Origin of the sequence: Prevotella fusca JCM 17724, assembly GCF_001262015.1 — a bacterium.
GTDB classification, from domain to species: Bacteria; Bacteroidota; Bacteroidia; order Bacteroidales; family Bacteroidaceae; genus Prevotella; species Prevotella fusca.
The window spans coordinates 897,794-911,667 of record NZ_CP012074.1; the positions used below are offsets into that span (position 1 = coordinate 897,794).

13 protein-coding genes are annotated in these 13,874 nt (G+C 45.2%); 4 read left to right on the plus strand and 9 right to left on the minus strand.

Annotated elements, in window-relative coordinates; genetic code table 11:
- Positions 1 to 3: 3 nt before the first annotated feature.
- The 4 genes from ADJ77_RS03665 to ADJ77_RS03680 all read right to left on the minus strand — a co-directional run bounded on the left by ADJ77_RS03665 (position 4) and on the right by ADJ77_RS03680 (position 3,610).
- Positions 4 to 183, minus strand: a complete 180-nt coding sequence (locus tag ADJ77_RS03665; RefSeq protein ID WP_025078641.1) for a tetratricopeptide repeat protein — start codon at positions 181 to 183, stop codon at positions 4 to 6.
- A complete protein-coding gene (folD, locus tag ADJ77_RS03670) occupies positions 184 to 1,068 on the minus strand; it encodes a bifunctional methylenetetrahydrofolate dehydrogenase/methenyltetrahydrofolate cyclohydrolase FolD (RefSeq protein WP_025078640.1) in 885 nt (294 codons plus the stop codon).
- 30 nt (positions 1,069 to 1,098) lie between these two features.
- The gene (gene ffh / locus ADJ77_RS03675; protein WP_025078639.1) at positions 1,099 to 2,451 is read right to left on the minus strand and encodes a signal recognition particle protein; all 1,353 of its coding nucleotides are present in this window, start codon (positions 2,449 to 2,451) and stop codon (positions 1,099 to 1,101) included.
- 448 nt (positions 2,452 to 2,899) lie between these two features.
- Positions 2,900 to 3,610, minus strand: a complete 711-nt coding sequence (locus tag ADJ77_RS03680; protein ID WP_050696029.1) for a DUF421 domain-containing protein — start codon at positions 3,608 to 3,610, stop codon at positions 2,900 to 2,902.
- A 352-nt stretch (positions 3,611 to 3,962) separates the two neighbouring features.
- On the opposite strand from ADJ77_RS03680, the gene ADJ77_RS03685 reads away from it, so the two are divergent.
- Positions 3,963 to 4,826 carry a DUF4339 domain-containing protein gene (locus tag ADJ77_RS03685; RefSeq protein ID WP_025078637.1) on the plus strand — a complete coding sequence of 288 codons (864 nt, stop codon included), beginning with the start codon at positions 3,963 to 3,965 and terminating at the stop codon, positions 4,824 to 4,826.
- A gap of 177 nt (positions 4,827 to 5,003) precedes the next feature.
- The gene (locus ADJ77_RS03690; RefSeq protein WP_025078636.1) at positions 5,004 to 5,423 is read left to right on the plus strand and encodes a hypothetical protein; all 420 of its coding nucleotides are present in this window, start codon (positions 5,004 to 5,006) and stop codon (positions 5,421 to 5,423) included.
- 172 nt (positions 5,424 to 5,595) lie between these two features.
- On the opposite strand, the gene ADJ77_RS03695 is transcribed toward ADJ77_RS03690, so the two are convergent.
- The 5 genes from ADJ77_RS03695 to ADJ77_RS03715 all read right to left on the minus strand — a co-directional run bounded on the left by ADJ77_RS03695 (position 5,596) and on the right by ADJ77_RS03715 (position 10,941).
- A complete protein-coding gene (locus ADJ77_RS03695; protein ID WP_025078635.1) occupies positions 5,596 to 6,570 on the minus strand; it encodes an endonuclease/exonuclease/phosphatase family protein in 975 nt (324 codons plus the stop codon).
- A 58-nt stretch (positions 6,571 to 6,628) separates the two neighbouring features.
- The gene (locus tag ADJ77_RS03700) at positions 6,629 to 7,423 is read right to left on the minus strand and encodes a prephenate dehydrogenase (RefSeq protein WP_025078634.1); all 795 of its coding nucleotides are present in this window, start codon (positions 7,421 to 7,423) and stop codon (positions 6,629 to 6,631) included.
- Positions 7,424 to 7,693: 270 nt separating this feature from the next.
- A complete protein-coding gene (locus tag ADJ77_RS03705) occupies positions 7,694 to 8,758 on the minus strand; it encodes a bifunctional 3-deoxy-7-phosphoheptulonate synthase/chorismate mutase type II (RefSeq protein WP_025078633.1) in 1,065 nt (354 codons plus the stop codon).
- A 115-nt stretch (positions 8,759 to 8,873) separates the two neighbouring features.
- Positions 8,874 to 10,043, minus strand: a complete 1,170-nt coding sequence (locus tag ADJ77_RS03710) for a pyridoxal phosphate-dependent aminotransferase (RefSeq protein WP_025078632.1) — start codon at positions 10,041 to 10,043, stop codon at positions 8,874 to 8,876.
- A gap of 67 nt (positions 10,044 to 10,110) precedes the next feature.
- Positions 10,111 to 10,941 carry a prephenate dehydratase gene (locus ADJ77_RS03715; protein ID WP_025078631.1) on the minus strand — a complete coding sequence of 277 codons (831 nt, stop codon included), beginning with the start codon at positions 10,939 to 10,941 and terminating at the stop codon, positions 10,111 to 10,113.
- Positions 10,942 to 11,661: 720 nt separating this feature from the next.
- Between ADJ77_RS03715 and ADJ77_RS03720 the strand changes: the two genes are divergently transcribed.
- Positions 11,662 to 12,612 (plus strand): aldose epimerase family protein, encoded by a 951-nt coding sequence (locus tag ADJ77_RS03720; protein ID WP_025078630.1) that lies wholly within the window; start codon positions 11,662 to 11,664, stop codon positions 12,610 to 12,612.
- Positions 12,613 to 12,728: 116 nt separating this feature from the next.
- Positions 12,729 to 13,598: a BamA/TamA family outer membrane protein gene (locus tag ADJ77_RS03725; protein ID WP_025078629.1), complete on the plus strand. Its 870-nt coding sequence runs from the start codon at positions 12,729 to 12,731 to the stop codon at positions 13,596 to 13,598.
- Positions 13,599 to 13,874: the final 276 nt, after the last annotated feature.

Genomic DNA, 13,874 nt, shown 5'->3' on the forward strand with positions numbered 1-13,874 from the left:
ATTTTAAGGATTATACGCATCCTTGTTATAGAAGTTGAGAATATTCTCCAGCATCTCTTTTGCCACAACTGCTGGAGAATTAGGATCCAACTCGATTGCTTCCATATAATTAGCTAAGGCATTCTGCCAGTCACCTTTCTGTCGGCACTCGTTACCTTGTTGGAGATACTCTTCTGCTGTCATCTACTTATAATATTCTTTCTTGCCTGCAGCAAGCGTATTCTTCATCAGCGAACAGATTGTCATTGGACCGACACCACCTGGGACAGGCGTGATGAAAGAACAGAGAGGAGCAACTTCGTCAAACTTCACATCACCGCTCAGCCTGAAACCACTCTTGCGCGTTTCATCAACCACACGTGTCGTACCGACGTCAATTACCACAGCACCTGGTTTCACCATATCAGCTGTCACAAAGTCAGGTCTACCGATAGCTGCTATAATAATATCAGCTTCCTGGCATTCTTTCTTCAAATCCTTTGAACGGGAGTGACACACCGTAACAGTAGAATCACCATACTGCTTCTGCATCATCAGCTGTGCCATAGGCTTACCGACAATGTTGCTGCGACCCAGGACAACGCACTTCTTGCCCGATGTCTCAATATGATAATGTTGCAGCAAAGTCAGAATACCCAATGGCGTTGCAGAGATGAAGCAAGGCAGACCGATGGCCATACGCCCCACATTGATAGGATGGAAACCATCCACATCCTTGCGATAGTCTACAGCCATGATAATCTTCTGCTCGTCGATATGCTTTGGCAAAGGAAGCTGAACGATAAAGCCGTCAACATCCTCGTCCTTGTTCAGCTTATCCACGCAAGCCAAAAGCTCTTCTTCTGTCACATCAGCTTCAAAACGAATGAGCGTAGACTTGAAGCCACACTGTTCGCAGGCAATTACCTTATTCTTCACATAGGTTTCACTGCCTCCATCATGTCCCACCAACACAGCAGCCAGATGAGGTTGTTTACCACCAGCGGCAACAATAGCCTTCACTTCTTCGGCAATCTCCTGCTTTATTGCAGTAGCTGTTGCCTTTCCGTCTATCAACTGATATTCCATAGTAATTATATTATTTGATAAATATGTCTTTTACAGCTTCGGCATATTCGGCATACCTGGCATGCCCTTCATCCTACCCATCATGCCAGCCATCTTCGAGCCTGTAACCATCTTCATCATCTTGCGGGTCTGGTCGAACTGTTTGATGAGTCGGTTCACCTCCTGTATGTTGGTACCAGACCCCTTGGCGATACGCTGACGACGAGAGTTATTGAGCACCTCGGGATTTGTACGCTCCTTCGGTGTCATACTCTGGATGATAGCCTCAATACCCTTGAAAGCATTGTCGTCAATATCAACATCACGGATAGCCTTGCCTACACCAGGAATCATAGAAGCGAGATCTTTCAGATTACCCATCTTCTTGATTTGTTGTATCTGATTATAGAAGTCATTGAAATCAAACTGGTTCTTCTGAATCTTCTTCTGCAGACGCTTTGCCTCTTCCTCATCGAACTGCTCCTGTGCACGCTCAACAAGTGAGACAACGTCACCCATACCCAAGATACGGTCAGCCATACGACCCGGATGGAACACATCGACAGCCTCCATCTTCTCGCCCGTACCAATGAACTTGATAGGCTTTGTAACCACTGTTCGGATTGACAATGCCGCACCACCACGGGTATCGCCATCAAGTTTGGTGAGAACAACGCCGTTGAAATCCAAACGGTCATTGAACTCCTTGGCTGTATTCACTGCGTCCTGACCTGTCATTGAATCAACAACAAACAGCGTCTCATCAGGATGTACGTGATTTTTGAGACTCTCAATCTCGTTCATCATTTCCTCATCAACTGCCAGACGACCAGCGGTATCAATGATGACAACGTCATGCCCCTTTGCCTTTGCCTCTGCAAGCGCATGGTCGGCAATCTCATTTACGTTCTTGTTCTCAGGCTCGCTATAGACCGACACACCTACCTGACCGCCTACAACCTTCAACTGGTCAATAGCTGCAGGACGGTAAACGTCACAAGCAACCAACAAAGGATTCTTATGCTCCTTCGTCTTGAGCATGTTTGCCAGCTTGCCAGAGAATGTAGTCTTACCAGAACCCTGCAGACCACTCATCAGAATGATTGCAGGACGACTTGACAAATTCAGACCTACAGCCTCACCACCCATCAACTCAGCCAACTCATCATGTACAATCTTGACCATGAGTTGCCCAGGCTTGACGGCTGTAAGCACGTTCATACCTAAGGCTTTCTGCTTGACAGTATCTGTAAACGATTTAGCTACTTTATAGTTAACATCGGCATCAAGAAGCGCTCTGCGCACGTCCTTCAGGGTTTCTGCTACATTTATCTCTGTTATCTTTCCTTCTCCCTTGAGAATCTTAAAGGAGCGTTCAAGACGATCACTTAAATTTTCAAACATTGCTTTTAAAGTAAACTTATAATTTTATTCTATCTTACAAAGATAATAAAAAGGAAAATAAAACAACAAGTCTGCGACCTCTATTTTAAAATATTTTAAAATACTCTCCTTATATTCATGCGCACATAAATAGGCTTTGTGCAAGAAAAGCATGCGGACTGACGTCCAAACTGTCCGCACAACCACTTTCCCATGACAAGGAAGCAAACTTGTTTCAGCACCAAACAGGAACGTATCTGCCATTGATACTATCAAAGACACACGCCATATGCTCCTTTATCCAAGTACGGCCTGTACCACCATGACTTTTCTAACGCATGGGAAACAAATTACCATCACCCGACAACAACTCTCTCAACAGGCTGTGAAAGCTGACATTCCTGATCTGTAATCAAGCGGACGGCAGTAATAATGTCACACCGTCATCCATCACAAGCACCGACAAAAACTATACCTGCGCATTGTCAAGCTCAATTTCATCCGCATCAATCTCTTCCACTCCACGCTTGACATTTCCCTCATAAGTAACGAAATAAAATCCCTTATGAGGCGTCCATTCCATACAGAACAGGTCGGCAGGACTTTTGAAACCATTGCGCTTAATGGTTCGCAGCACCCATGCCTGAGAACGGTTACACTGGTCCAGACTGCTTTCTATAATCTCACCATTATTCACAAGCAGAAACGAGTTCGATGTTTCTCCCGGTGAAAGTACCGTAACAGCACCATTTGCCTCAAACAGAACATCCTCAACATCAAACATGGAAAAGATGCCTTTCTGCCTCAAAAGCAATCGGAACTGCTCCATCTCAAGACTGTTACGCTTGAAATTCTTGAAGTTGATGACACCATTCTTCACAAGAAAAACGCTCTCTCCTTTGATAAAATGGCGCAAACGGGCAGAGCGCATTGCAAAACGAACAAGCATATTGAAGGCTGTCCATACTGCCAAGGCAAACAGAAGGTGCCCTACGGACATATCCGGATTATACAACACACCACCGACCAATGCACCAATTACAAAGGCACTCACAGTATCAAGTGGCGTCAACTGTCCCATCTGTGCCTTGCCAGTTATACGCAGGAAAGCAAGAATACCAATCATACCCGTGACAAGTTTCACGGCAATCCCTATATAGGGCTGTATCAAATCCATCATTTATCTTGTTTTATTTACCGAATTGTTTTGCATTCATATTACTTTTTCCTGCTGCAAAAATAATGTTTCCCCCCTATCTATGCAAAGAATAAAACGAAAAAAATATCAAATCTCATTCTTTTCCGACTTGTTTTACCCGCATCATCTTTCTATGTTGTACGGCAACCGTTGTACACATCCTACATACCTTGACTTCTCCATCCACAATTTAACTCATTTACAGATAAAAAAACTACAACTCCTTTGCCAGTCCGGAAATAATATATAACTTCGCACCCGACAAAAACAGGCAGAGAACGTAGAGGAAAACAAGTTCTAACTCTTCCGCCTTTGCCTTCAAAGGAAATAAAGAATGGAATACTATATCAGCATTGACAACGAGAAGCGAGGTCCTTACAGCCTCAACGAATTAGCAGAGCGAAACATCCAGACCACAACCCTTGTAATGCCGACCGACGGCACAGACTGGGTTCCTGCCTGGCAGATTGAGGAGCTTCGCACGCTCCTGGAGGGCAAGATGCCTTCTAACAATCAGGTACAGACGGAAGGAATGCCTTTCGTGGAAGCCACACCTATTGTACAACCTTCACCACAAGAGCCTCCAATACAGGAACAGACTGCGAAGAAGAAAAGCTACACAGGCTGCTTAGTGGGTATTATGCTTGTATTTATTGCACTTGTTGCCGTATTAATTCTCACCTGCCCAAAGCCCGAACAGCACAAGGAAACGCTCGCAGGAGTCATAACGGCAACCGTGAATGATGCCGTCCACGACAGTGACGACATAACCGGCAACGAAGTTATTGACTATGCTTTCAGAGCCATCAGTGATGTCTTTGCCAGTAAGGTTATCAACGCTGCTGTCAATAACCTCGTAACGGTTGACAACTACGTGGTCTGCTCTCTCGGGAAAGTACATTATCACGGCGAGGATCATATCGTATCTTTAGGACTCTTAGGACATATCTTTACTGTTGACGAAGATGACCTCCGGGAAGCTGCAGAGCAGTATTACAAGAAATCAGAAATCAACATGAAGGAACAGATAAGGAGGAAAGCCCACAAGATACTGCAGGAGAACGTCATCTCACCGGCAACATCAGCCATAGAAGGGTTGCTGGGAAGTGCACTGGACGGACTACTGGATGGTGTCGGATTAGGTTCTGAACCGTCAGCATCGGGCAATGGCTATCAACTGCCAGCAGACTCCATCTAAACGAATCAATATAACATGCAACTATCTCAAACAACACCGCTACGAATCTGACATATCGCAGGGGATAGTTATCAAAAGTCAAGAATTTAACACAAAATGGCAAATATTATAGACTATCTATTGTGCATTAATAATAAAATGTATATATTTGCAGCATTAATTTAAATAGGTTTAAATATGAAGAGATTATTTTTAATTGGGATAATGGTATTATCTGTTGTTGCAGGTTTCGCACAGAATGCAGCTAAGATTGACAAGTTAAAGGAACAGCAAAAGGTACTCAAGCTGACAACAGAATTGAACAAGCTGCAACTTGATTACGAAAAGGAGAAGGCAAACAACATCGAACTCAGCAAGAAAGCTGCTGACATCAACGCTGATGCTAACATTGCTACAACTGACTTCAACACATCCAATGCGTCAAACACTGTAAAGGATGCAAAAAGTACTATCAAGAAACTGAAAGAGACTAAAGCTGTCAATAAGAAGTTAGCCAAGAGCCAGAAGAATTTAAGCAAGATGGAAAAGAAAATGGCTAAGATACAGGCTAAGATTGATGATTCAAACAAAAAGATTAAGTTTGTTGACAACCAATAGTCAAAGACATTATTAAAACAACAAGTTAAAACACTACTTTTTCAATTGAGAAAGTGGTGTTTTTTGATTTATCTTCACGAAGATAAAAATTTATTTTCATGAAGAAAAATATTTCTTTTCATGATGATAAATATTTTTCTTCATGAAAATAATTCGGAAACAAGCACCAGCTTCAATGCTGAAGGTGCAGGACAAGTGGCAGATGATCGCTGAACCCATTGTTATAACGCATACCATTATAATTACGGCGGGGCTTTACTCCGCCGTATTTTGTATCTTCCTCCAACAGGAACGGGGCATCATGAATACGGCAGCCGGTTACCCACGAGCGCAGATTCTTGCTCACAAGCATCTGGTCCAGGCTACCCCACTCCCCATGATAGCGATAAGTTCCCTTGGCACCGTTGCGCCCTTGCGCCTCTGATGACACATTTATCAATCCATGGCCGTATGCAAGCTGCAACGAAGGACTGTCAGCATAATCATTGAAGTCGCCCATCACCAACAGCTTTGGGTCTGCATGCTGGCTACGAAGAGAGTCTACCACATCGCACAGCCTACTCATCACATGCTTTCTGAAAGGTCTGGAGTAAAGCTCGCCGCCCATACGACTCGGTGCATGAAGGAGAAAGACGTGCAGCGTGTCACCGCTTCCAATCTCGCCTTCCACGTGCAGGATGTCACGTGTAGGTCGCATATCAGCGAGTGGAACAACATGTATTGTATCGGCTTTTATCAAGCGGAAAGAAAATGGGGAATAAAGCAATGCCACGTCAATACCACGCACATCGTCCGATGCCGTCATTACATACTCGTAACGAGCCTTGCGAAGCAATGAGCGACGGGTGAGGTCGAAAAGCACACTGTCATTCTCAACCTCACATAAACCCACTATGTCGGGCAAGTGCCAGCCGCTGCTGTCTTCGCCACAGGCAATAATAGTCTGCCCTATCCTGTTCAGTTTCTCCCAGTACTTGGTACGTGTCCAATGGCGGGGAGAGTCGGGCAGGAACTCATGGTCATTCTTTAACGTGTCATGTCGGGTATCAAAGAGGTTTTCTGCATTCAGCTCCACTATGGTCAAACGGTCCTGAGCAACCGCCGACAAGGATGTCATCGTTAGTAAAAGGGTTAACAATATGCGCATAAGATATCAGTTTTAAGATGATAGTAACAAGGTTATCGGGACTTTAAGCCTATGCTTATCATTGTTTTATCCCGATGTCACGTGCCACATGACTACGTATTTTCGTCAGATATGCCTTCATTCCCGCAGCATCTTTATCGTCGATTATCTGCAGCAACTCCTTCAGCTCTGTACGAATCTGTGCCACCTGATCATAGGTGTAAGGATTGAAAAGAATCTCCTGGAGCAGGTAATCATCCTCATTCAGTACACCTTTTGCTATACGCATGTGCCGCTTGAAAGTTGTGCCCGGCGCATCCTGATGCTTCATCACTGCAGCAAAGACGAAGGTTGAGACGAACGGGATGCTCAGCGAGTAAGCCACCGTCCTGTCGTGTTCCTCGAAGCTGTACTCGTAGATGTTCAAGTCCAGTTTCTGATAGAGGTCTTTGAAGAATATCCGCCCCATGTAATCTCCCTCGCTGATGATGATGGCGTTCTCTTCACTCAGCTGATTGAGATTGGCAAAGGTTGGACCGAACATCGGGTGAGTTGACACATAGGGATGTCCGCACTGGTCATACCAGTCTTTCAAGCCTGTCTTCACCGAACTGATATCTGATATGATACAATCCTTTGACAATACCGGCAGCACCTCTTCAAAAGCAGGTATCGTATATTTCACCGTCACCGCATTGATGACAAGTTCCGGCTGAAAGGCTTTCACTTCCTCCAATGTTGTAAACCGCTGACAGTTATATGTAAAGCGAAGTCGGCGTGCATCCTTCTCGTATGCCGCCACTTCGTGGTCGAAACTAAGCAGGTCAATGAAGAAACTTCCCATCTTTCCTGCTCCCATAATCAATATTTTCATGTGTTTAGGTGTTGGGTGTTGAGTGTTGGGTGATGATGATTTGTATTAGGGTGATAGGTGATGGGTGTTGGGTGATGATGATTTGTATTAGTAGGTAGTGAATGATAGGTGTTGCGAGATAGCAGGCGAATACTAAGTTTTGAAAAGTTACATTCAAGATATTCTACTTAAAGTTGTAATAACAGTTTCAACACTATTCATCAACACCCATCATTAAACACCATCATTAAACACCCATCATTAAACACCCATCATTAAACACCCATCACCCTACTTATTCACAATCTCCAACTGCTGGCGTACACTTTCCTCGTGAATCAACTCGAAGACCTGGGCAGCAAAGCTGGCATCCATGCCACAAAGGCTTGCCTGTGCACCACGCTTCTCAAGGATTTCACTGTATCTGCCAGACTGCAGAACGGTCATATTATGTTCCTTCTTGAAGGTTCCTATCTCACGGCAGATGCGGAAACGCTTGGCAAGAAGTCCCATCAAGGAATTGTCTATCTCGTCTATCTGCGCACGGAGAAGACGAAGTCCTTCGGTCGTTGAGGTATGATCACGTACCACAAGAAGCGAGAGGATATAGTCAAGAATGTCAGGAGTAACCTGCTGTTTGGCATCACTCCACGCCTTATCAGGATTGCAATGGCTCTCAACTATCAGACCGTCAAAGCCCAAGTCCATTGCCTGCTGGCATAGCGGTGCTATCAAATCACGGCGACCACCGATATGACTTGGATCACAGATGATGGGAAGTCCCGGTATCCTTCGGCGTAACTCAATAGGTATCTGCCACATAGGAACATTACGGTAAATCTTCTTGTCATAGCTTGAAAAGCCACGATGAATTACACCCAGCCGCTTCAAGCCAGCCTGATTGAGACGCTGAAGAGCACCAATCCACAATTCAAGATCGGGATTTACAGGATTCTTTACCAATACCGGGATGTCAACGCCCTGCATAGCATCAGCCAAAGCCTGCATGGCAAAGGGATTGGCAGAAGTTCTTGCGCCCACCCAAAGGACGTCCATGTCATATTTCAAAGCCAGCTCTACATGTTCGGGAGTAGCCACTTCTGTTGAAATCAGCATCCCCGTCTCTTCCTTCACCTGCTTCATCCAAGGCAAAGCAGGCTCGCCATTGCCCTCAAATCCACCCGGCTTCGTGCGCGGTTTCCATATACCAGCACGGAAAATATGGCAACCTTTTGCTGCAAGACTGCGTGCCGTAGACAACACCTGGTCTTCTGTTTCAGCCGAACAGGGACCCGCAATGACTATCGGGCGTTCCTTATCGCTCGGAAGTCTTAAAGGCTCTAACTCTAATTCCATAATCTATATCTTTTATTCCATACTCATTTAATATGATGAAGCATAGCCGTGATGCACCTTAAAGAGCTGTTTTACTCCTCTTGGAAGACGACTATACGACATCCAAAACATCACTTTACCATTCCAAGGAAGTGATACGTTCACGTGCCTCAGCCATCTTATCCTCCTTTGCACACAGCGAGATGCGCACATACCTACTGCCATTACTGCCAAAGATGAAGCCCGGAGCGATAAACACACGTGCTTCGTGCAATACACGTTCGGTCAGTTCTTCCACGCCAGCATACTTCTCCGGAATCTTTCCCCAGAGGAACATACCCACCTGCGACTTATCGAAACGACAGCCCAAGAGGCTCATTATCTCCTCAGCTATCAGCCGACGCCGGCGATAAATCTCTATATTATATTGCTGATGCCACTCGTCCGTACTCGTATTCATTGCTTCTGCAGCTGCCAACTGTATGCCCCGGAAGGTACCGGAGTCAATGTTGCTCTTCACCTTCAGAATCCACGAAATGAATGTCGGGTTACTAATGCACATTCCAACACGCCATCCAGGCATATTATAAGCCTTTGACATGGAATTTAACTCTATACAACAGTCCTTTGCACCAGGCACTTGCAGCAGACTCAACTTCTCGCCTTCGTTAAGGATAAATGAATAGGGATTATCATTTACCACGACGATTCCGTGCCGACGGGCAAAGTCTACTAACCGCTCATAGGTTTCACGGCAGGCTTTTCCACCAGTGGGCATATTCGGATAATTGGTCCACATCAGACGGACACGGCTCAAGTCCATCCGCTCCAATGCTTCAAAATCAGGCTGCCAGCCATTGTCCTCTCTCAAGTCGTAGGTCACAACCTCTGCACCAAGCAGTCGGGAAAGGGCGGTGTAAGTGGGATAACCGGGATTCGGAACCAACACCTGCTCACTGGGATTAACGAAAGCCAAGGTGACGTGCAGGATACCTTCCTTTGAACCGATGAGCGGCTGGACTTCTGTTCCGGCATCTACTTCAACGCCATACCAACGTTTATAAAAGCCAGCCATCGCTGAACGTAGTTCTGCTGTACCAATCGTAGGCTGATAGCCATGCCCAGTTGTCTCTCTGGCAACCTCACAGAGCTTGTCAACTGTTTGCTTTGAGGGTGGCATATCAGGGCTGCCGATAGCCAAGGAGATAATATCCTGCCCGTCAGCATTCATCTTCGCCACTTCCTTCAGTTTGCGTGAGAAGTAGTATTCCTGTACTTCATTCACACGATTTGCCGGTTGTATCATAGGCTGTTTGCTTTTATTCAATTGTTACTGCTCCATTTACCAAGGCTGTGCCTCGGTTCACAAGATGCTAATGTTCCCTGTACTCTCCCAGAATCTTGATACTTTTTACCAAGGGGGTAATAGCATCTATCGACTGACGATAGCGGGTGAGATTATCAAAGGTCAGGTCAACATAGAAGAGATACTCCCATTCGTGCCCGATAACAGGCAAGGACTGGATTTTCGTAAGATTGATGTCATAGAAAGAAAGGATGGTCAGCACCTTGCTCAGCGACCCTTCCTCATGCGGAAGAGAAAAGACGATGCTCGCCTTGTCAACCTCAGTCAGCGGACGCAGGAAATCAGCTTTATGCGGATGGCAGGCAACAAGGAAACGTGTGAAGTTATGCTTGTTGTCTTCTATCGAATCCTCAAGTATCTTCATCCCATAGAGCCTTGCTGCCTCTGCCGAGCAGATAGCAGCCCAACCACGGCACTGCTTCTGGGCTATATAGGCAGCAGCACCGGCAGTATCTTCTGCCTCAACGGCTTTGATACCGGGGTGATTACCAAGGAATGAACGGCACTGCATAAGTGCAACGGGATGGGAATGGACCTCGACAACCGTTGACCAGTCATCATCGGGCAGACAGCAGATGCAGTGCTGGATGTGCAGACGTTGCTCGCCAACCACTGTCGTCCCAGATGCCCGCAGGAGTTCGTAGTTATGCAACAAGCTGCCTGCAATCGTATTCTCTATGGCAAGCATAGCAATTGCTGTCGGGTCTTCTCCCACCTTCTCGAATACCTCTTCAAAGGTAGTACAGCAAGTGAGCTGTACCTGCTCATCCGTAAAATACGCATGGGCAGCAATGTCGTGAAAACTTCCCCTTTCTCCTTGTATAGCTATTCGTTTCATCCGCTTCGTCTGTTTTGTTGTCTCCGCCTCATCAAAAGGGCATCAACTAAAAACGGTCCTGCTCACTATTGAGCGGGACCGTTTCGTTTATATATTTCTATATTATATGATTCTCATAAGTTGAAATCTACACGCAACTTCCCGCTTTACAATTATTTGCAAAGTAAAAATAAAAGTAACGGAAAGATACATAAGATGTACTCATAATCTTCAATTTCGTTTGTATTCGACTGCAAATATATTACTTTTATTTCTTACAGCCAAACATTTTAAACAGAAATTATTTCTTTTTTATTCCAATCCCAAGTTTCCAACTCTGTTGAACATGCCACCGTCATTCCTATCCAAGCACTGCTTGTGGCGACACAACGCTGTGTAAAAAGCAAATATATACGTATTACAGCATATTACAGACGCTCTGTAATATGATTACAAAGCGCCTGTAATGCTTCTACAAAGCCTTTGTAATATTCTGTAATACCATTCTCTTGTATCTTTAACATGAACAATTAACAATAAAAAGAGCGATATTCGGTTATCATCTAAAGTTTTTTGTTATCTTTGCATAAGATAGGCTGCGCTCGGCAATATGAAAACAAAAATTCATTGCGCTCGCTGGCAACTATCTTTATATAAGATAGGCTGCGCTCGGCAATATGAAAACAAGTTTTCATTGCGCTCGCTGGCAACTATCTTTGTATCATATAAAACAGAATGGCTATGAAACATTTACATGCAATACTGACAGCAGCAATGCTTGGCGTTGTACTCTGTTCATACGCACAGGAACAAAAGCTGTTCCGACTTGTCAACGGGAATGGCATGGAGGCGGTTATCAGCAACTACGGTGCACGCCTTGTATCGCTCACCGCCCATAACTGGAATGGAAGGCTGGAGCCTGTCATAAAGGGATATGTCAACAAGGAAGAATACTTGAAAGACAGGAGTCTGGGTGCTACGCTCATCTACTTCGGAAAGAACAATGAGGAGACGCTATCGGGAAAGACATGGGAGCTTGTCAGCTCTGACAATCAATCAGTCTCTTTACGATATGTGACAGCAGAAGGAGAAAACGGACTGGACGGAAAGCTGAACGTCACTGTTACCTATACCCTATCCGACCAGAATGCACTTGACGTGGACTATCGTATAGCCACTACCGCCGAGACAAGGTTAGAAGTGACTAACGGAATCTGCTTTAACCTGTCGGGAGAAATGCACCGTTCTATCCTCAAGCAGCACCTGTGGATAGATGCCTTTCAGACAAATACCTACAACCAGCAAAGACGGCTGACAGGTGTGCTGCAACGCATAAGGAACACACCTCTCGACTTTACCAAGCCAAGGGAAATCGGCGAGCGTATCAAGAGAACACACAACGGGTATGACAATGCCTATCAGCTGCGTCATCCCGACAACATGCAGAAGCCTGCAGCTATCCTTTTCGATGCACAGAGCGGGCGCGCCATGACGGTCTACTCAAGTGAACCGACTCTCAGTATCAATACTTATGGTAAGGAAAGTTGTGGTATCTCGCTGCAACCTCTCCACGCCGGATATAACAGCGGCATGGAAAAGATTGGTAACGAACTGCATCCGGGACAAGTGTTCCACGGTGCTACAGTATTCTTCTTTACCACCGACCCTCCATTGATTATGCGGGCAAAGTAACAAAAGAATCTCTATAACTTCCATAGCATCTGTATTATCTCGCACAACTTGAAAAAGCTCTAATTATCTTTAAATTCCTTGGTTATTGACCGTCAAACTTTTATATTTGCAAGCAAATGAGGAAATATATTTTCATAACAGCAGCTATTCTCTGTATGCCATTGTATGCACAGAATACGAAAGAGAACCACAGTGGGGACACATCTACAGTGGAGCCTATAGAGTCGGCACGCCTGCAAGGTCCACGTGAAGCGACAGAGGCCGAGAAAGAATACGCTCGCCAGATGGCTGAAGACCGTGCACAGCAAGCACAGATTGACAACAATCTGCCCCTCATTACCGAGAACGGACAGACCGTCACACCTAATGATTTCTATTATCCAGCCTGGGGTTACGGTGTTGGAGCATGGAGATTGCATAAGGGACTGAACATAAACCTCGGTGCATCGGCTTTTGCAAGTCTCGGACATGGAAACAGCCATGGTGCTGGCTTCTCGCAGGATGTTTCGCTGATGTATGTAACGAACCTGTCAAAGAAGGCTACACTGGCAGTAGGGGGATATGTAAACCATCTTACCTATCGTGGTGACAACTACTTTGTCGGTGGCATCAATGCTGTCTTCGGCTATCAGTTCAATGAACATTGGAGCGCATACGCTTTCGTCCAAAAAGCCTTCACATCAAACAACTTCGGTCAAGCCTTTGGATACGGAGCTTATGGTTCACCTTATTGGGGTGGCTACAGCGGCTGGGGTTATCCTCCTTTCGACTATGGGTATGCCTCTATAGGATATGGGTATGGACCGATGGGATGGGCATACGGTGCTGGCGTCAGCCGCTATATGGACAGAATCGGTGGCGGCGTGACCTATCAATGGGGCTCTAACAATCAGAACTCCATCTCTGTCAACGTTGAATTTGACCACGTTCCCATGCAAAGCAACGGCTTCTACAATTCCAATCGGTATGATTATCCGGTACGTTAAAGGACCGGAATAAAAAGCATTTATTATAACATTAACAGGAAAACAAACTCTTATAGAGATTGAAACATAGGCTTTAGCTTAGCCCATAAGCTCTACCCCTAACAGTATCGACAACGGTAAATTATAGGAAATAATACAAAGAATCTCCATAGCTCTGAACCTAAGGAAAGAGATTTTAGCACAATAGGAACACAAACAAGAAAATATCATCTATCAATATAAAGAGATAACTTCAACATAAAAATAGAGTTTACTACCACCTGATTCATCAGCAGA